At 71.2% G+C, this 18,531-nt stretch carries 16 protein-coding genes and 1 tRNA gene; 11 read left to right on the forward strand and 6 right to left on the reverse strand.

Features of this window, described 5'->3' with window-relative positions:
* Nucleotides 1-21 precede the first annotated feature (21 nt).
* The 4 genes from ACFWU3_RS08790 (at nt 22) to ACFWU3_RS08805 (ending at nt 2,556) form a co-directional block, all read left to right on the forward strand.
* Entirely contained in the window at nt 22-549 is a 528-nt protein-coding gene (locus ACFWU3_RS08790) for a molybdenum cofactor biosynthesis protein B (RefSeq protein WP_384433616.1), read from the forward strand.
* Complete coding sequence (locus tag ACFWU3_RS08795; protein ID WP_313948970.1) at nt 546-1,175, forward strand: GNAT family protein; 630 nt, start codon at nt 546-548, stop codon at nt 1,173-1,175. Before ACFWU3_RS08790 ends, ACFWU3_RS08795 begins: the two co-directional genes overlap by 4 nt.
* 136 nt (nt 1,176-1,311) lie before the next feature.
* Nucleotides 1,312-2,412: a gephyrin-like molybdotransferase receptor GlpR gene (gene glpR, locus ACFWU3_RS08800; protein ID WP_384433253.1), complete on the forward strand. Its 1,101-nt coding sequence runs from the start codon at nt 1,312-1,314 to the stop codon at nt 2,410-2,412.
* 70 nt (nt 2,413-2,482) lie between these two features.
* A tRNA-Ala gene (locus ACFWU3_RS08805) sits at nt 2,483-2,556 on the forward strand.
* A 134-nt stretch (nt 2,557-2,690) separates the two neighbouring features.
* Here ACFWU3_RS08805 and ACFWU3_RS08810 read toward each other — a convergent pair.
* Entirely contained in the window at nt 2,691-3,269 is a 579-nt protein-coding gene (locus ACFWU3_RS08810; protein ID WP_384433256.1) for a hypothetical protein, read from the reverse strand.
* A 15-nt stretch (nt 3,270-3,284) separates the two neighbouring features.
* Nucleotides 3,285-3,854, reverse strand: a complete 570-nt coding sequence (locus ACFWU3_RS08815) for a hypothetical protein (RefSeq protein WP_384433259.1) — start codon at nt 3,852-3,854, stop codon at nt 3,285-3,287.
* A 237-nt stretch (nt 3,855-4,091) separates the two neighbouring features.
* On the opposite strand from ACFWU3_RS08815, the gene ACFWU3_RS08820 reads away from it, so the two are divergent.
* Entirely contained in the window at nt 4,092-6,305 is a 2,214-nt protein-coding gene (locus ACFWU3_RS08820) for an MMPL family transporter (protein ID WP_384433262.1), read from the forward strand.
* A 186-nt stretch (nt 6,306-6,491) separates the two neighbouring features.
* Entirely contained in the window at nt 6,492-7,862 is a 1,371-nt protein-coding gene (locus ACFWU3_RS08825; RefSeq protein ID WP_384433265.1) for a hypothetical protein, read from the forward strand.
* 54 nt (nt 7,863-7,916) lie between these two features.
* Here the strand turns inward: ACFWU3_RS08825 and ACFWU3_RS08830 are convergent, their stop codons facing one another.
* Entirely contained in the window at nt 7,917-8,888 is a 972-nt protein-coding gene (locus ACFWU3_RS08830) for a trypsin-like serine peptidase (RefSeq protein WP_384433267.1), read from the reverse strand.
* Between the two features lie 109 nt (nt 8,889-8,997).
* On the reverse strand, nt 8,998-9,489 hold the full coding sequence (locus tag ACFWU3_RS08835; RefSeq protein WP_313945813.1) for a GNAT family N-acetyltransferase: 492 nt from the start codon (nt 9,487-9,489) through the stop codon (nt 8,998-9,000).
* 50 nt (nt 9,490-9,539) lie between these two features.
* Here ACFWU3_RS08835 and ACFWU3_RS08840 point away from each other — a divergent pair, with 50 nt between their 5' ends.
* Complete coding sequence (locus tag ACFWU3_RS08840) at nt 9,540-10,346, forward strand: exodeoxyribonuclease III (RefSeq protein WP_384433272.1); 807 nt, start codon at nt 9,540-9,542, stop codon at nt 10,344-10,346.
* Nucleotides 10,347-10,535: 189 nt separating this feature from the next.
* On the opposite strand, the gene ACFWU3_RS08845 is transcribed toward ACFWU3_RS08840, so the two are convergent.
* Complete coding sequence (locus ACFWU3_RS08845; protein ID WP_328863398.1) at nt 10,536-11,177, reverse strand: MerR family transcriptional regulator; 642 nt, start codon at nt 11,175-11,177, stop codon at nt 10,536-10,538.
* A gap of 169 nt (nt 11,178-11,346) precedes the next feature.
* On the opposite strand from ACFWU3_RS08845, the gene ACFWU3_RS08850 reads away from it, so the two are divergent.
* The 4 genes from ACFWU3_RS08850 to ACFWU3_RS08865 all read left to right on the forward strand — a co-directional run bounded on the left by ACFWU3_RS08850 (nt 11,347) and on the right by ACFWU3_RS08865 (nt 15,126).
* On the forward strand, nt 11,347-12,942 hold the full coding sequence (locus ACFWU3_RS08850) for a flavin-containing monooxygenase (protein ID WP_384433274.1): 1,596 nt from the start codon (nt 11,347-11,349) through the stop codon (nt 12,940-12,942).
* Nucleotides 12,939-13,877 (forward strand): alpha/beta fold hydrolase, encoded by a 939-nt coding sequence (locus ACFWU3_RS08855; RefSeq protein WP_384433277.1) that lies wholly within the window; start codon nt 12,939-12,941, stop codon nt 13,875-13,877. Before ACFWU3_RS08850 ends, ACFWU3_RS08855 begins: the two co-directional genes overlap by 4 nt.
* Complete coding sequence (locus tag ACFWU3_RS08860; RefSeq protein ID WP_384433280.1) at nt 13,874-14,755, forward strand: SDR family oxidoreductase; 882 nt, start codon at nt 13,874-13,876, stop codon at nt 14,753-14,755. The genes ACFWU3_RS08855 and ACFWU3_RS08860 overlap by 4 nt, the downstream gene beginning before the upstream one ends.
* A 98-nt stretch (nt 14,756-14,853) precedes the next feature.
* Nucleotides 14,854-15,126 (forward strand): hypothetical protein, encoded by a 273-nt coding sequence (locus ACFWU3_RS08865; RefSeq protein WP_384433283.1) that lies wholly within the window; start codon nt 14,854-14,856, stop codon nt 15,124-15,126.
* A 92-nt stretch (nt 15,127-15,218) separates the two neighbouring features.
* Here the strand turns inward: ACFWU3_RS08865 and ACFWU3_RS08870 are convergent, their stop codons facing one another.
* Nucleotides 15,219-18,485 (reverse strand): S41 family peptidase, encoded by a 3,267-nt coding sequence (locus ACFWU3_RS08870; protein ID WP_384433286.1) that lies wholly within the window; start codon nt 18,483-18,485, stop codon nt 15,219-15,221.
* Nucleotides 18,486-18,531 lie beyond the last annotated feature (46 nt).

The raw sequence follows: 18,531 nt of genomic DNA on the forward strand, positions 1-18,531 counted from the left end.
CGGGCGGCACGCGCCGGAGAGGTGCACAGCCACAGTCACGGCCCCGGCCCCGACGCGGTCCGCCGCGCCCTGGTGATCACCGCGTCCAACCGCGCCTCCGCCGGGGTCTACGAGGACAGGGGCGGCCCGGTGCTCGTCGAGGGGCTGACCGCGCTCGGCTTCCGGGTCGACGGTCCGCGCGTGGTCCCGGACGGCGAGCCGGTCGAGCGGGCCCTGCGCGAGGGTGTGGCTGCCGGCTACGACGTCATCCTCACCACCGGCGGCACCGGCATCTCGCCGACCGACCGCACCCCCGACGTCACCCGGTCCGTCATCGATCACGAGGTCCCCGGCATCCCGGAGGCGATCCGCGCGTACGGGCGCGAGAAGGTGCCGACGGCCGCCCTCTCCCGCGGCCTCGCCGGTGTCGCCGGCCGCACCCTGATCGTCAATCTGCCCGGTTCGACCGGTGGGGTGCGTGACGGGATGGCGGTGCTGGAACCGCTGCTGCCGCACGCCGTCGACCAGCTCCGCGGCGGGGACCATCCGAATCCGGGGAGCCCGACCTGAACGCGCCCTGGCCGGTCATCCTGGCGGACGGCGACATCGTCCTCCGCCCGATAAAGCTGCGCGACCAGCGGAGCTGGCGCGAGGTCAACCGGCGCAACCGTGACTGGCTGCGGCCCTGGGAGGCGACGATCCCGCCGCCCGGGCCCGGCGCACCCCTCACGCAGCGCCCCACGTACCGGCAGATGGTCCGGCACCTGCGGGCGGAGGCCAACGCGGGCCGGATGCTGCCGTTCGTCATCGAGTACCAGGGCAGGCTGGTCGGCCAGTTGACGGTCGCCGGCATCACCTGGGGTTCGATGTGCTCGGGCCATGTCGGCTACTGGGTCGACCGCGAGGTGGCCGGCCGCGGGGTGATGCCGACCGCGGTGGCGCTCGCCGTGGACCACTGCTTCCGCTCGGTCGGGCTGCACCGGATGGAAGTCTGCATTCGGCCGGAGAACGTGCCGAGCCGCCGCGTCGTGGAGAAACTCGGTTTCCGGGAAGAGGGTCTGCGCCCCCGATATCTGCACATCGACGGTGCGTGGCGGGACCATCTGGTCTTCGCGCTCACGGCCGAGGAGGTCCCCGACGGTCTGCTCCGCCGCTGGCACCGGGCACGACCGGGAACACCACGAGAAATAAAATAAACGTTCGAAATTGATCGGCACCGACCATGCGGTGATCTGAACAATCGCAAAAAAAGTCAGTGATATCGGCCGGATCGTGCGACACACCGGGCCAATTGGCGGATGCCCTTGCGCGAATCCCTCTACGGTGTGATGCGTGAGCAGCAGCGGCCTCATCTACGCAGTCATCGTCGGGGCCTGGGCCGCCTACTTGGTGCCGATGTGGCTCCGCAGGCAGGACGAGCTGAACGAAGCCCGTCCGACGGAACGCTTCTCCACCGCCATCCGGCTGCTGTCCGGACGCGGGGCGATGGAGCGCCGGTACGCCAGGGAGCTGCGGGAACGCACCGCCGAATCGGCGGAGCCGTCACACGGCGACGCCGACGAGGCAAGGCGGCCGGGCGAAGGGCGCAACGAACCCGACGCGGACCCGGATGTCGCCACGGACCCGATGAGTTCCGTGGACGTCCGGGCCTTCGCCGCGCCCCGCACCGAAGCCCGGATCCCGGTCCCCGCACCCCGTTCCCGCCGTCCGCGCCAGAGCGGCCCGGCCGCCGAGCGCGCACGGCGGAGCAAGGTGCTCGCCCGTCGCAGACGCACCACCGTGATGCTGTTCCTGGCCTTCACGGTGGGCGCGGTGGTGGCGGCGGTCGGCGGACTCGGCTTCCTGTGGGCACCCGGTGTTCCCGCCGTCCTTCTCAGCGCGTACATCATGCATCTGCGCGCGCAGGAGCGACGGCGCTTCGTGGTGGTCATGGACCGGCGCCGTGCGGAGATCGCCGCGCAGCGGCTGCGGGAGAACCGGCCCCGCCGGCATCAGGCCGCGGCAGCGTCCGCCGCCGAGCCGGACGAGGAGCCCGAAGCCCGCCCGGAGCCCGACGCCGCCAGGCTCTCGCCGCAGGAGGCGGGCCGCCGGGCGCTGGTCGAGCAGACCGACCACGCGGAGTGGGTGGACCAGCAGCGCGACCGCGGTCCGGCGACGGGCGACAGCTGGGACCCGGTCCCGGTGCCTCTGCCGACGTATGTCACCGCACCCGTCGCCCCGCGGGCGACGAGTGGCGTGGACATGAGTGACCCGGAGACCTGGAGCTCCGCCCGCTCCTCGACGGCGGAGCCCGCGGCCGACCAGGCCGAGGAGGCGGAGCCGGCCCCGAGCCGCCGCGCACCGCAGCCCCGCCGCTCCTCGCGCGACCGTGGCCGCACCCCGCTGTTCGACCAGTACGCGGACCAGGACCGACCCCGCGCCGCCAACGAGTGACCCTCGTGACCAGCGAAGGAACGGATTTCCAAGCACCCCGATGGGGATGCTAGAGTTTCATTCGTTGCAAGGGCCTGTGGCGCAGTCTGGTAGCGCACCTCGTTCGCATCGAGGGGGTCTGGGGTTCAAATCCCCACAGGTCCACCGCAGCTGAGAGCCCCTGTCGGAGTCATCCGACAGGGGCTCTCTCTTGTTGTCCGGCGCCGGCGGCGCCCACCGGCCCCAACTGGTGTCCGCACGGCGGCCGGTGGTCCTGGCCGGTCCACGGGTCGTTCGGATCAGGTCGTCAGCAGCCGGTCGAAGAAGGACCGGTACTGGCGCAGCGCGATCCGCAGGTCCTCGGTGGCGACCTCGTTGCCCTGGTGCCACTGCTTCTCCAGGCCGTCCTTGTGCTCGGCGAACGTCGTGGCGAGCAGTTGCATCACCTCGGCGACCAGAGCGTCCGCGGATCGTACGGCCGCTTGCGGGTCGTCGACGAAGCCCTGCTGGATGTCGCTCCAGCGGGAGCGCATGTCCCCTTCCGTGCCGGAGTCCAGAAGCGGAACGGCCTCTTCGTCGTGGCCCGGGGTGTCCGTCTTCCGCGGGCTCTTCGGGGTCGTCTCGGTGGCCGACGGCCTCATGTCCTCCGTGGCCGGGGCGGTGCGCTCGCCGGGCTCCGCGGGCGCCGCGTCCGTCATCTCCTTGCGGGACGGCATCGCCGGCTTCGCCGGGGGACTCGCCGGTGCGGACGGCGCCGCAAGCCGGGGCGCCTGCGCCGCTTCCGTGTCCGTCCTGGCGATGTCCTCGGTGGACAGCTTCTCCTCGCCCGGTGCGAAACGACCGGGGTTCTCTCGCCCGAGTCCGCCTTCTCGCTGCATGTCACTCTCCCTTGCTCACGGCTGTCGTCGGCCGGTGTCGGGTGAGCTGTCGGTCTCGTCCCTCAACAGCTCGTCGAACAACGCGCGGTAGTGGACCATGGCGCTCCGTAGCTCTTCGGTGGAGGTGTTCCCGACGCCGACCCGGCTGTTGATCTCATGGGCCGTCCGGTAGTGCTCCAGCGTGCGGGCGTGATCGACCGACAGGTCGCGCGTCTGCTGCTCGTAGCCCTCGGTCGGGTAACCGCGTTCGCCCATCAACAGGATCACCAGCCGGTCCGCCTCGCCCACCGCCTGGCCGGGACTGTCCACGAACCGTTCCTGCACCGCGTTCCAGTCCCGCGCGTAGCGGTCCCGGGTCGCCGGCGGCAGCGCTCTGATCTGCAGGTCCTCATGGCGCTGTTCCCGTGCGGCGAGGTCGCGCTCGGCCTCTCGTCGGCTCTCGCCCTTCTGCACCGCGCGGTCGTACTCGGGGCCGAAACGCTCCTGGAGGCGTCGGCGCCGCGTGGTCTGCTGCGCGGTCATGGCGAGCAGCGCGACGACGATCACAGCAACCACGATGATGACGATCAACCACACCGTATCCATGGCACTCTCCGCTCATGAGCAGCCAGGGGACCGCTTCACTCATCGGGTTCCACGTTCGTCGCACAAAATGCGCAATTCTGTCCATCACTCCTGAATCACCCCGCCTCGGCGGTGACCGGACGGGCCGCGCCCCGGTCGTCACGATCCGGCAGGGCCTCGCCGTTGCGCCCACACTCTCGGCGGAATCAGCTATTTAATGCCTGATGTCCCTTTGGTCTCGCTCGGTCGGGAGAAGCCATGCTGCGTCGGCTCGGTGAATGGTGTGCTCGGCGCTGTATCTGGGTGATCGTGATCTGGCTGGTCGGCCTGGCCGGGCTTCAGGTGCTCAATCACGCCTACGGCGGGGACTACTCCGACAACTTCGCGCTTCCGGGTGTCCAGTCGACGGAGGGGTTGGACGTACTGAAGGCGCACGACCCCGCGGCCGGCGGGTACGGCAGCCAGATCGTGCTGCACGACAGCGAGAAGCCGCTCACCGCCTACAGCTCGCAGATGTCCACGGTGATCGGCAATCTGCAGAAGCTGCCGGACGTGCTCTCCGCCCAGAACCCGTTGCCGCCCGCGGGCAGCACACCCCCGCCCCCGCCGCCCGGGCCGAACGTCGGACCGCTGTCCACGGACGGCGAGACCGGCTACATCACCGTCCGCTTCGCCGTGCAGCCCTCGACGCTGCAGGAGTCGTACCTCGACGGTGTCGACGAGGCCGTGGAGCCGCTGCGGGCCGCCGGGGTGGAAGTGGAGTACGGCGGGCAGCTCGGCGAGCTGGCGCGGCCCGAGGCCAACGACCGGATCAGTGAGCTGATCGGCTTCGGGGTCGCGATCGTGGTGCTGCTGATCGGGTTCGGCAGCGTGCTCGCCGCCGTACTGCCCCTGGTCACGGCCCTGGTCAGTGTGATCTTCGGGCTCGCGGGGCTGGGGCTGCTCGCCGCCGCGTTCACCTTCGCCACGGTCTCGCCGACGCTCGCCACCATGATCGGTATCGGTGTCGGGATCGACTACGCGCTCTTCCTGATCACGCGGCACCGGCAGAACCTCATGGACGGCGTCGATCCGGTCGCCTCGGCCGGCAGGGCGGTCGCGACCAGCGGACGGGCGGTGCTCGTCTCCGGCTGCACGGTCATCATCGCCCTGACGGGTCTGTCGGTCTCCGGGATCAGCTTCATCTCGCTGCTCGGGGTGGCCGCCGCCGTCACCGTCGTCTCGGCCGTCCTGGGCGCGCTCACCCTGGTGCCCGCGCTGCTGGGGCTCATCGGGCGGGCGATCGACAAGTACCACGTGCGCAAGCCGATCGCGGAGACGGACACGGAGCCGGGCCAGGAGGCGCACGGCACCTGGCACCGGTACGCGATGCGTGTGGAGCGGCGGCCCTGGTGGTTCCTCGCCGGGGGAGTGATCGCCATCGTCGTCCTCGCCATCCCGGTCTTCTCCATCCAGCTCGGGCACATCGGGGACGGCGCGGATCCGAAGTCGTTCACGGACCGGCGCGCGTTCGACCTGATGTCGGACGCCTTCGGGCCGGGCTCCAACGGCCCGCTGACCATCGTGATCGACCAGACCTCGGTGGCCGCGGCCGACCGGCCGGCGCTCGCGAGCCAGGCGCAGAAGGCACTCACCGACGTCCCGAACGCCGCGTTGATCACTCCGCTGAAGCCGACGCAGGACGGAGACGTACTGGTCGGCACGGCCTACTCGACGCAGGCGCCGCAGGACGAGCGAACCACCGAGCTGACCAATCACCTGGTGGACGACGTCCTGCCCGAGGCGGTCGCGGGCACCTCTGCCAAGGGCTATGCCGCCGGCACGACGGCCGCGCAGGTCGACTTCCTCGACATCGTCTCCAGCCGGCTGCCGGTGATCATCGCTGTGGTGGTCGCCCTCGCGTTCCTCATCATCCTGATCGTCTTCCGCGGTGTGCTGGTCGCGGTCAAGGCGGCCGTGCTGAACGTCCTGTCCATCGCCGCCTCGTACGGCGTGGTCGTGGCGGTCTTCCAGTGGGGCTGGGGCGGCCCGGCGCTCGGGGTGTCGGGCACGGTGCCCATCGAGAGCTATGTGCCGATGATGATGTTCGCGATCGTCTTCGGTCTGAGCATGGACTACGAGATCTTCCTGCTCTCGCGCGTCCACGAGGCGTGGGTGCGCACGGGCGACCCGAAGGCCAGCGTGGCGCACGCACTGGAGATCACGGCCCGGGTGATCACCTGTGCGGCACTGATCATGGTGAGCGTCTTCGCCGCCTTCATCGTCAGCGACAACATCGTGATCAAGATGATGGGTCTCGGGCTGGCGGTGAGCGTGCTCATCGACGCGACCGTGGTGCGGCTGCTGCTGGTGCCCGCGGTGATGACGCTTCTGGGCAGTGCGGCCTGGTGGACGCCGCGCTGGCTGGACCGGATCCTGCCGCATGTGGACACCGAGGGGGAGCACGAGAAGGGGAGCCCGGCCTCCCGCTGACGCAGCGTCATATGGGCGTGGGAGTGCCCGTGGTGACGGTGTGACACAGGTCATTCACGGGGTCGGCGGGAACGTCCTCGGCGGCTGCGGCGCGTGTGGGATCGTACGGCCGGTTGTTACTCGTCGGTATTCGCGAGTCCCTTCCTGTTGCGCGTACCCCCCACCACACGCTCCGAGGATTCCTACGTGCCCAAGCTGTCAGTCAGACACGCCCTGTTGGCGACTCTGGCCTCCATATCCCTGCTGACCACCGGCTGTTCGGCAGCCGCCACGGCGACGGCGCCGACCGCCGCCGATGTACCGAGCAGCACTGCTCCCACCCCCGACCCCGGCCCGTCGAGGCGGCTCGCCGTCGCCGGGGCGCCGGAGGGCCGGCCCACCGCCGTCGCTCGCTCGGGCAAGGACGGGCAGGCCCGCAAGTCCCCGCTGAAGGTGGCCTCGTACGACCGCGCGAAGCGCCGGGCCGTCATCTCCGCGGAGGGCATCGGGACATCGCCGCAGAAGCCGGCGGAGAAGGCCCCCGCGGTAGGGGACATCATCGCCAGCGGGCCCGCCCCGGGAGCTCCCGACGGGCTGCTGGCCAAGGTCACCGACGTGGCCGGGAAGACCTCCCGGGGGACCGAGGTCGCCACGGAGCCGGCCACGCTGGGCGCGCTGCTCGGTGACGACACCGCGCGGGGCACGGTCCCGGTCGACCCCGCCACGGTCGATGTCGAGCCGCTCGTCGAGGGTGTCAAGGTCTCGTGGGCGAAGAAGGGCAATGTCCATGTCGGCCCGCAGGGCGCGAAGGTGCCGCTCGGCAGCCTGCGTATCGACGTCGGGGCCTCGGTCCCGCTCCCGGTCACCGAAGGCGTGCCCGTCGCCGGTGCGGCCTCGGTCGCCGGCCATGTGCAGCTCGCGCCCGAGGTCGAGTTCTCCTACGACGGGTCCTCGGTGCTCTCGCCGGACTCCGCGTTCCTCGGGCTGAGCGGGCAGTGGACGTCCGGCTGGGAGCTGAAGGGCAAGCTGACGGCCGGGAACAAGCCCGTCCGGATCCCCTTCGCCAAGCTGCACGCCGACCCCGTGATCCAGGTCGGTCCGGTGCCGGTCGTGGTCAACCTCGACCTCACCGTCTACGTCCAGGTCGCCGCCGACGGCAGCGTCAGCGTGGAGGTCGCGCAGGACCTCCGGGGCGGCTTCCGTGTCGGCGGCGGCTACACCAAGGCGGAGGGGTGGAAGCCGGTCAGCGCCTCCGACATGACCGGTACCCCGGTGCGGGCGAAGGTCACCGCGGCCGGCAAGGTCAAGGCCGCGCTCGGCGCCGAGGCCTCGATCGGTCTGTACGGCGCGGTCGGCGTGACCGCCGATCTCGCTCCCTATCTGCGCGGTGAGGCCGCCGCGTCCGCGACACCCGGGTCCGTCGTCGGATCGTGGAAGCTGTACGGCGGCGTCGATCTGAGCGGCTGGCTGCAACTCCAGCTGTCCGTCTTCGGCACCCCGGTCTTCCAGCACCGCATCCCGCTCGGCACCCTCAACCGCGAGTGGCCGCTGGCGTCGGGCGAGGCCGCCCTCGCCTGACGCGGCGCACCACGTGAGAGCCCCTGCCGGGAGTCCGGCAGGGGCTCGTGCGCGTCAGGCCACCTGCGCCTTGTCGTAGACGGCCTTGGCGTCGTTGCCGAAGTAGGGGCCGAACATCCGGTTCGGCAGGAAGACATAGCCGAAGCTGTTCACCGACGCCTGGAGTCCGGTGCCGGTGGCCTCGTCGAAGGACGTGAACCAGGGGCCGCCGCTGGAGCCGCCGGTCATGTTGCAGCCGAGGCTGTGGTCCTGCGAGAAGAGGAAGTCGCGGGAGGAGTTGCCGCTGCAGTGGATCAGCTTGCTGCCGTCGTAGGGGGCCGCCGCCGGGAAGCCGAAGGCGTACATCGCCTTGTTGTAGCCGCCGTTGAAGTTCAGGCCCTGTGCGCCGACCGCCGCCGCGAGAGTCGTGCCGTTGAGCGGGGCGACGACCGCCGCGCCCACGTCGTAGTTGATGTCCTCGCGCGCCACCCACTGCGGTGTCGAGAACGTCTGGGTGGCGGACCACTGGCCGTACGGCGCCTGGCCGTTGTCGTAGCCGGGGACGAAGACCCAGTTGGTGTGCCAGGCGCCCTGGTACTTCACGCAGTGGCCCGCGGTGATCACCGTGCTGCCGTTCTGGCTGGTGACCGAGTTGCCGGAGCACGATGCCGTCCGGCCCTGGAAGGTGAAGAAGACCCGGCCGGACGTCTTGACGACGGCGCCGCCGCTCGTCCAGGGGCCGCCGGGCTGCGGGAAGGACAGGACCGATGCGCCGGATGCGGTGCCGGACGGGAGGGTCGGCGGGATCACGGTCGGTGTGCCCGCCGGCGCCGGGGCCGTGAGCGTGCTCCGCCGCTCACGCGGCAGCAGGTCGAGCGGTGTGGCGCCGCGCATCCGATCCGCGGTCCAGAAGCCCTTCGTGTGCTGCTGGGTGAAGGCGGTGGGTGTGGGGGCGGGGGCGGCGTGCGCGGTGGCGGCCGAGAGGGCGCCTGCGAGCAGGGTGCCGACGGTCAACAGGATCCCGGCGGCGGTGCGATGGCGTCTCACGCATGTCTCCTTCTGCCGCGCCCGCGCGTGAGGCCGCGCGGGCAGGGTGGGGGATGAGCCGGTGCGGATCGGCGTGCGTGAGGCAGAGTGCCACGGGAAGCGTGGGTTGTCAGGAGCGCGACAAGACCTTGGCGAAGCAGCGGCTGCTGTCGTACTCGCGGTAGTGGCCGAATTTCTGCGGCGCGGGGGTGTACCCGCTGGAGAGGTAGAGCGCGATCGCCTCGGGCTGAGCGGTGCCCGTCTCCAGCACCATCCTGGTCCGGCCGGCGGCCAGGGCGTCCGCCTCCAGGGCCGCGAGGATCCGGCGGGCGAGACCCAGGCCGCGCGCCTCGCGGATCACGAACATCCGCTTGAGCTCGGCGTCGCCGTCCTCGTACCCCTCGCCGCCGGCGGCGTCCTGGGACCGCCAGCCGCCGGTGGCGACCGGGCTGTCCCGGTCGTCGTACGCCATCAGATACAGGCCGCGCGGCGGGGTGAACATGGATGCGTCGAGGGGTGTCACATCACCCTCGTCCCCGTACCGCTCGGCGTACTCGAGCTGGACCTGGTCGTTGAGTTTGGCGGCATCGGGGTGGTCGAAGGCAACCGGGCGCACATGCATGGCATCGAGCGTACGTGCAGCGCTTTCGCGGTCGTGGGTAAGGTGCCCGGATGCTCACCGTGACCTCCGTGAATGTGAATGGGCTCCGCGCCGCCGCCAGGAAGGGCTTCGTGGAGTGGCTGGCCGGCACCGCCGCCGACGTGATCTGTCTCCAGGAGGTGCGGGCCGAGCCGCAGCAGCTCCCGGAAGAGGTGCGGCAGCCGGACGGCTGGTACACGGTGCACGCCCCGGCCGCCGCGAAGGGCCGCGCGGGCGTCTCCCTCTACACGCGCCGGGAGCCGGACCGGGTGCGGATCGGATTCGGGTCGCAGGAGTTCGACGGCAGCGGACGCTACGTCGAGGCGGATCTGCCCGGTGTCACGGTCGCCAGCCTCTATCTGCCGTCCGGCGAGGTGGGGACGGCGAAGCAGGACGAGAAGACCCGCTTCATGGACGAATTCCTGCCGTATCTGGCCGGACTGAAGGAACGGGCCGCGGCCGACGGGCGCGAGGTCGTCGTGTGCGGCGACTGGAACATCGCGCACCGCGAGGCCGACCTCAAGAACTGGCGCGGCAACCGCAAGAACTCCGGCTTCCTGCCCGAGGAGCGGGCCTGGATGTCCCGCGTCTTCGACGAGGTGGAGTACGTGGACGTGATGCGGGCGTTGCACCCCGACCAGGAGGGGCCGTACACCTGGTGGTCCTACCGCGGGCGGGCGTTCGACAACGACTCGGGCTGGCGCATCGACTACCAGGTGGCGACGCCGGGGCTGGCGGGGCGTGCGGTGAAGGCGTGGGTGGAGAGGGCGTCGTCGCACGGGGAGCGGTGGAGCGACCACGCGCCGGTGAGTGTGGCGTACGAGTCGGCGCTCGGGTAGCGAGGGGTTCGGCCGGCCGGGCGGGCGGATCGGGGCCGAGCGTTCAGGCGGATCGGGGCCGAGCATTCAGGCGGCCCGGCCCGGCTCGGCTCGGTGGGCCCGGCCCGGCCCGGCCCGGTCGGTCGGGCTCGGCTCTTGTGCCCGGCCCGGCCTGAGTGGTTCGGCGTGGCCGGTCGTCGTCGCCCCGCCTCAGTCCCCCGCCGGAGCCGGACCCGTGTTCTCCCGCAGCCGCCGGTCCAGGGCCATCGACAGTTCCGCCTCCACCACGCTCTTGGCCAGCGGCCGCAGTTTCTCCACGTCCGACGCGGCCGTGTGCGCGCTGAGGACCTCGACGAACAGGTCCGCCAGCGCCTCGGCGTGCGTCCGCACCCGGCGGCCCGCGTCCAGCACCGCCGCCAGCGGTACGCCTTCCCGTACCAGGGCCGCCGACACGTCGAGCAGGCGGCGGCTGATGTGGACGATCTCGTCGCCGTCCGTGGCGAGATAGCCGAGGTCCAGGGCCGCCGCGAGGTTCTCCGGGGTGACCTCGCCCTCGAAGTAGTCGGCGAGTTCCTCGGGGCTCAGCCGCACCGGTGTCTCCTCGGTGGGTTCGCCGAGGCCGAGCACCTCCCCGACGTCCCGTCCGCTCTCGAAGGCGGTGGCGAGGTCGGCTATCCCGTTCAGGGTGTGCCCGCGCTCCAGGAGCGCGGCGATCGTGCGCAGTCTTGCCAGGTGGTGTTCGTCGTACCAGGCGATACGGCCCTCCCGGCGAGGCGGCTGGATCAGCCCGCGCTCGCGGTAGAAGCGCAGGGTGCGCACCGTGATGCCGGCCTTCGAGGCCAGCTCCTCCATGCGGTACTCGCGTACTTCAGCCACGGGGGAAGCCTATGTTGTACCGCCGGTAACTTGTCGCGCCGTACCCCTACCGCTCGGTATGGCGCTGCTCTAGTCTCCCAACTGTGCCAGTGATTGCTGGCATGGTTTTCGGGTCGGGTTGTGACGTTCAGCGAGAGGCGGCGGCATGGGCCAGGGGAAGCAGGCAGCGCACGAACATGTGCGGGTGGCGGTGATCGGATCCGGGTTCGGCGGCCTGGGGGCCGCTGTCCGGCTGCGCCGCGAGGGGATCACCGACTTCGTCGTCCTGGAGCGGGCGGACTCCGTCGGCGGGACCTGGCGGGACAACAGCTATCCGGGCTGCGCCTGTGACGTGCCCTCGCATCTGTACTCCTTCTCCTTCGCCCCCAACCCCGACTGGCCCCGCACCTTCTCCGGCCAGGAGCACATCCGCGCCTACCTCGAACACGTCGCGGACACCTTCCATCTGCGTCCCCACCTCCGCCTCGGCCACGAAGTGCGGATGATGACCTGGGACAACGAGAAGCTGCACTGGACGATCGAGACGTCCCGGGGCACGTTCACGGCGGACGTCGTCGTCTCGGCGACCGGGCCGCTGTCCGACCCGAAGGTCCCCGACATCCCGGGGCTCGCCGGCTTCCCCGGCCAGGTCTTCCACTCCGCCCGCTGGGACCACGACTACGACCTGCGCGGCAAGCGCGTGGCGATGATCGGGACCGGGGCGTCCGCGATCCAGATCGTCCCCGCCATCCAGCCGGAGGCCGGAAAGCTGACGCTCTTCCAGCGGACCCCGCCGTGGGTGATGCCGCGCGTGGACCGGAAGATCACCGGGGCCGAGCGCTGGCTGCACCGGCAGCTGCCGTTCACCGGGGCAGCGCGGCGCGGACTGCTGTGGGGCATCCGGGAGTTGCAGGTCCAGGCGTTCACCAAGCGGCCGAACGAGCTCGGGCTCGTCGAGTCCCTGGCCAAGGCGAACATCGCCAAGTCCATCAAGGACCCGGAGCTGCGGGCCCGGCTCACCCCCTCGTACCGCATCGGCTGCAAGCGGATCCTGCTGTCGAGCACGTACTACCCGGCCCTGGCCCGCCTCAATGTGGACGTCGTGGCGTCCGGGCTCGCGGAGGTGCGCGGCTCCACGCTGGTGGCGGCCGACGGTACCGAGACCGAGGCCGACGTGATCATCTTCGGTACCGGATTCCATGTCACCGACCTGCCGATCGCCGAGCGGGTCGTCGGGGCGGACGGCATCACCCTCGCGGAGGCGTGGAAGGACGGCATGCAGTCGCTGCGCGGCGCCACCGCCGCCGGCTTCCCCAACTGGATGACGATCATCGGCCCCAACACGGGTCTCGGGAACTCCTCGATGATTCTGATGATCGAGTCCCAGCTCTCCTACATGGCCGACTATCTGCGGCAGTTGCACATCCTCGGCGGGCGCAAGGCGCTCACCCCGAGGGTGTCCGCGGTCGGCGCCTGGAACCGCCGGGTGCAGGACCGGATGAAGCGCACCGTGTGGAACACCGGCGGCTGCACCAGCTGGTACCTCGACGCGAGCGGGCGCAACACCACCATCTGGCCCGGGACGACGGGTGAGTTCCGCCGGGCGACGCGGGAGGTGGACCTCGCGGAGTACGAGATCCTGCGGGCGCCCGTGCCGGCCGGTGCGCCGGCACCCGCCGTTGAGGCCGCGGCGACCGGCGCGTCCGGGTCCGCCGGGTCCGCCGATGACATCGCGACCGAGCAGCCGGAGGCCGTGCGATGAGCCGTACACCGACCGAGAGCCGCATACTGACCGCCGTCTCGGCCGACGGATCGCGCATCCACGCCGAGGTGTACGGCCCCGACGGCGCGCCCGCCGTCGTCCTCGCCCACGGTTGGACCTGTTCGACCGAGTTCTGGTCCGCGCAGATCCAGGACCTGGCCGGTGACTTCCGGGTCGTCGTCTACGACCAGCGCGGCCACGGCCGCACCGCTGCCGCCGCCGTGAGCACGGACGTGCTCGCCGACGATCTGGAGGCGGTGCTCGCGGCCGCGCTGGCTCCCGGTGAGAAGGCCGTCCTCGTCGGACACTCGATGGGCGGGATGACGCTGATGGCGGCGGCGGGACGGGCCGCCTTCGCGGAGCACGCCGCCGCGGTCCTGCTGTGCAGCACGGGCAGTTCCCGGCTGGTCGAGGAGTCGCTGGTGCTGCCGATGCGCCGCGGTCCGCTGCGGACCCGGCTCACCGGCATGGTGCTCGGGGCACGCGCCCCGCTCGGGCCGGTGACGCCCCTGTCCCGGCGGCTCCTCAAGTACGGGACCATGGGGCCCGATGCCACGCCCGGGCAGGTGAAGGAGTGCGCCAGGATCGTCCATGCCTGTGCCCGGGCCGCCCGGGTGGCCTGGTCGCAGGTGCTCGCCGGCCTCGATCTCGACGACGGAGTACGGCAGTTGAACGTCCCCGCCGTGGTGCTGGCGGGCACCGCCGACCGGCTCACGCCGATGGTGCACGCCCGGCGGATCGCCGCCAATCTGCCCGACTGCCGTGAGCTGGTGGAGCTCGACGGCACGGGCCACATGACACCGGTGGAGGCCCCGGCGACCGTCACCGCGAAGATCCGCGAGCTGGCCGGTGCCCATGGGGTCACCGACTCCTCCGGGGACGCCGAGAGCGGGGCCCACGGGGACATCAAGAGTGTGAAGGAGGAGGCCGCATGAGCAGGACGAGCCTGGAGGGACAGGTCGCCGTCGTCACCGGCGCCGCCCGCGGCGTGGGCGAGCTGCTGGCCCGCAAGCTGTCGGCGCGCGGTGCGAAGGTCGCCCTGGTGGGCCTGGAGCCCGACGAGTTGAAACAGGTCTCGGCGCGGCTCCACAGCGAGAGCGACCACTGGTACGCGGACGTCACCGACCACGAGGCGATGGCGCGGGTCGCCCAGGAGGTCAAGGAGCGCTTCGGCAAGGTCGACATCGTCGTCGCCAATGCCGGAGTCGCCGCGGGCGGGCCGTTCATGGACTCCGACCCCGTCGCCTGGCGCCGGGTCATCGAGGTCAATCTGATCGGAAGTGCCGTCACCGCACGGGCATTTCTGCCGGTCCTGGTGGAGAGCCGGGGCTATCTCCTCCAGATCGCGTCGCTGGCCGCCATCACACCCGCGCCGATGATGACGGCGTACTGCGCGTCGAAGTCCGGGGTGGAAGCCTTCGCGCACAGCCTGCGGGCCGAGGTCGGCTACCGCGGGGTGCGGGTCGGCGTCGCCTATCTGTCCTGGACGGACACCGACCTCGTACGCGGTGCGGACCAGGACGACGTGATGCGCGAACTGCGGCAGCGGCTGCCGTGGCCCTCCAACCGCACCTATCCGCTGGGCCCCGCGGTCGACCGCATCGTGGCCGGTATCGAACGGCGCTCGGCGCATGTCTACGGACAGTGGTGGCTGCGCGGAATGCAGTCGCTGCGTGGGTATCTCCCGCCCGTGATCGGGCTCGTGGGACAGCGCGAGATGAAGCGCTTCGAACCGCGTCTGGCCAGTGTTGCCAAGGGCCTTGTGGGTGCCGGAGGGGCGGCCGACGAGGCGGCGCGTACGCAGCGTAGTTGATCGAAATGCGCAGCGTGTCCGTGCGTGCCACGCTGGTCGAGGCCCAGGGGGCACACCAGTCCCCGCTCTCCCTCACACCCCTCTAGGAGTGAACAAGCATGGGCATTCAGGACCAGTTCAAGGACAAGGCGCAGGAGCTCAAGAACCAGGCCAAGCAGGCCCCGGCCGGCGCGAAGGACGAGATGTCCCAGCGCGGTCAGCAGGGTCAGGAGCGCCGGCGCCCGCAGGGTCAGCAGCAGCCGCAGGAGCGTCGTCGGCCGCAGGGTCACGAGGAGCCGCGCGAGCGGACCTCCCGTGAGGAGCCCACGCGCGAGCGGACGCCCCGCGAGGAGCCCATGCGTGAGCAGTTCGGCCAGGACCGCAACGCCTGACGCTGCGCCTGACTGAAGAGGCGCATCCGCGCGAGCGGATGCGCCTCTTGCGTGCGGTGTCTGCCCTGACCTGCGACGTCGGCCCAACTGCCTCAGCGCGGCGGGAGCTTGGGGCGACGGAGATCCGGCGCGGTGTCGTAGCCGGGAGGCTCCGCCGCCGGCTGCCGGGTCAGCATGTCCAGGGCGAGCTGTACCGCGTCGTCCAGCTGGACATGGCGGCCTTCCGCCCAGTCGAGCGGTGAGCGCAGCGCGTCCAGGTCCGGTTCCACGCCGTGGTTCTCGACGGACCAGCCGTAGGCGTCGAACCAGGCCGCGTTCATCGGCACCGTGATCACCGTGCCGTCTCCCAGCCGATGGCGGCCGGTCATGCCGACCACCCCGCCCCAGGTGCGACTGCCCACCACCGGGCCGAGGTTGAGCAGTTTGAACGCCGCCGTGATCATGTCGCCGTCCGAGGAGGTCGCCTCGTCGGCCAGCGCGACCACCGGGCCGCGCGGTGCGTTGGAGGCGTACGAGACCGGCTGCGCGTCCCGCGTCAGGTCCCAGCCGATGATCTTCCGGGTCAGCGTCTCCACCACCAGTTCGCTGATGTGTCCACCCGCGTTGCCGCGGACGTCCACGATCAGCGCCGGCAGGGAAACCTCCAGCCGCAGATCGCGGTTGAACTGCGCCCAGCCGGAGCCGCCCATGTCGGGGATGTGGAGGTAGCCGCACTTGTCGCCGCTCAACTCCCGTACGACTTCGCGGCGTTTGGCCACCCAGTACTGGTATCGCAGCGGGCGTTCGTCGATCAGCGGCACGATCGCCACCCGGCGCGAGCGCTCCTCGTTCTCGGCCGGGCAGAACGTCAGCTCCACCGTCGTCCCGCCCGCGGCCGCCAGCATGGGGAAAGGCCCGGTGACCGGGTCCACCGGCCGGCCGTCCACATGCGTGAGGATCTCGCCCGGGTGGACGCCCGTACCGGCCAGCGGGGAACGGGCCTTGGAGTCGGACGAGTCGCCGGGCAGGATCCGCTTGACCATCCACTGCCCGTCCCGGCAGACCAGGTCCGTGCCCAGCAGGCCCATCGCGCGCTGGTAGTGCGGCGGCCCTTCGTTGCGGCGCGCCGGGGTGACGTATGCGTGCGAAGTGCCCAGCTCGCCGAGCACTTCCCGCAGCAGATCCGCGAACTCGTCGGGGGACGCGACCCGTTCGACCAGCGGGCGGTACTGGTCGAGCACCGCGTCCCAGTCGATCCCGCACATCTCCGGTTCCCAGAAGTAGGCGCGGATGAGCCGGCCGGCCTCGGCGTACGCCTGGCGCCATTCGGACGCCGGGTCCACGTCGTGCAGGATCCGTCGCAGATCGAGGTAGACCGTCGAGTCGCTGTCACCCGACTCGGTGGCGGGCACCGCCCGCAGATCGCCGTCGTCGACGACCACCAGTCTGCTTCCGTCACCGCTGACCGCGAACCAGTCGAGATGGCCGACCAGTTCGGTCTTGCGGGCCTTGGCGATGTCGAAGTGCTCCAGTGTGGGGCGCCCGGAGGTGTCGGCGGGATTGACGAAGGTCTCGCCCAGGGCTCCGGAGATCGGCCAGCGCAGCCAGACGAGTCCGCCGCCGCTGACCGGGTACAGCGCCGAGTACTTGGAGGCCGAGACCGGGAACGGCGTCACCCGGCTCTCCAGACCCTCGATCTCCACCATGACCGTGCTGGAACCGGCTCCCTCCTCGGGCGGCAGAAGGGTCTCGTCGATGGGGTCGAGACCGCCGGCCGCGGGCCGTCCGTCCGGGGACAGCGCGAAGGGTGAGGGCGTGGCCGAGGACAGCGGTACGAGGTAGGGCCGGCAGCCCAGCGGGAAGGACAGGTCCCCGGTGTGCACGTCGTACACCGGGTCGAAGCCGCGCCAGGACAGGAACGCGAGATAGCGGCCGTCGCTGGTGAAGACCGGATTCTCGTCCTCGAAACGGCCGTTGGTGACATCGACGATCGTGCGATCCGCGATCCGGGCCATCTTGATCTGGCGCAGGGACCGGCCGATGCCCGGGTGCGACCAGGTCAGCCAGGTCCCGTCGGGGGAGAAGGCCAGATCGCGCACCGGCCCGTTGAGGGACCGGATCAGCTCGGTGGTCTCGCCCGCGGAGTCCTCCGCGGCGTCGAGCAGCAGCAGCCGCCCGTCGTGCGAGGCGACGGCGAGCCGCTCCCCGTCCGGGTCCGACACCATCTCCAGCACCCGGCCGAGCCGGCCGGACGCCGGCCGCCGCGGCTCGCGCTCGCCGCTCGCCCGCGGGAGATAGGCGATCTCGACGGCGTCGTCGCCCTCCGCGTCGGTGACGTAGGCGACCTGGCCGCCGGTGCCGAGCATCTCGGGCAGCCGCACGCGTACGCCCGGGGTGTCGGCGATCGTCCGGGCCGGCCCGTCCCGGTGGGTGAGCCAGTACAGACTGCCGCGGACGGTGACGGCGCTGGCCCGGCCCGTCAGGTCGACCGAGATCGAGTCGACGTGACTGGCGGCCGGTACCTGGTAGGGGCGGCGGCCGGCGCGCGGTCCGCCGAGCCGCACCTCCAGCTTGCGGGGCATCCCCTCCGGGCTGAGGTCGTCGACGATCCACAGGTCCCCGGCGCACTGGTACACGACCCGGTGGCCGTCGCTGGAGGCGTGCCGGGCGTAGAACGCGTCGTGGTCCGTGTGGCGCCGCAGGTCGCTCCCATCGGGAAGGCACGAGTAGAGATTGCCGATGCCCTCGTGGTCGGAGAGGAACGCGATCCGGCCGCTGACGAACATCGGGCAGTCCAGATGTCCGTCCAGGTCGGCGAGGAGTCGCCGGCCGTGCAGCCACAGCCGGCCGGTGGCGCCGCCGCGGTAGCGCTTCCACGCGGCCGGCTCGTGCGGCGGCTTGCCGGTGAGCAGCAGGGTGCGCCGCTCTCCCTCCACGTCGGTGACCGCGATGTGCGCGACGGGCCCCCACGGCAGCTTCGCGCCGGGAGCGCCGTCGGTCGGGACGTTGTAGGCCCAGGAGAAGTACGAGAAGGGCTGGGCGTGCGAGGAGACGGCGAGGATCTGGCCGTCCGGGGTCCAGCCGCACACCCGGGTGTCGGTGGAGCCCCAGTAGCTGAGTCTGCGGGCCGGGCCGCCCTCGACGGGCGCGAGATGGATCTCGGGATCGAGGCTGCGCCAGGTCGTGTAGGCGATGTGCCGGCCGTCGGGGGAGAAGCGGGGATGGCCGACCCGGGTCCGGTCGACGGTGAGCCGCCAGGCCCGTCCCGGCCGCTGTCCCTGCGGCACCAGAGGGGCGATCCACAGATCGTCCTCGGCGGCGAAGCACAGCAAGTCGTCGTGCAGATGCGGGAAACGGAGGTATGCCACGTCGTCGCTCACCTTCCAATGCTTTCCGTGTGCAGGGGGTGCGGCAACTCGTGGGACC

The organism is Streptomyces sp. NPDC058685 (assembly GCF_042714725.1).
Classification (GTDB): Bacteria; Actinomycetota; Actinomycetes; order Streptomycetales; family Streptomycetaceae; genus Streptomyces.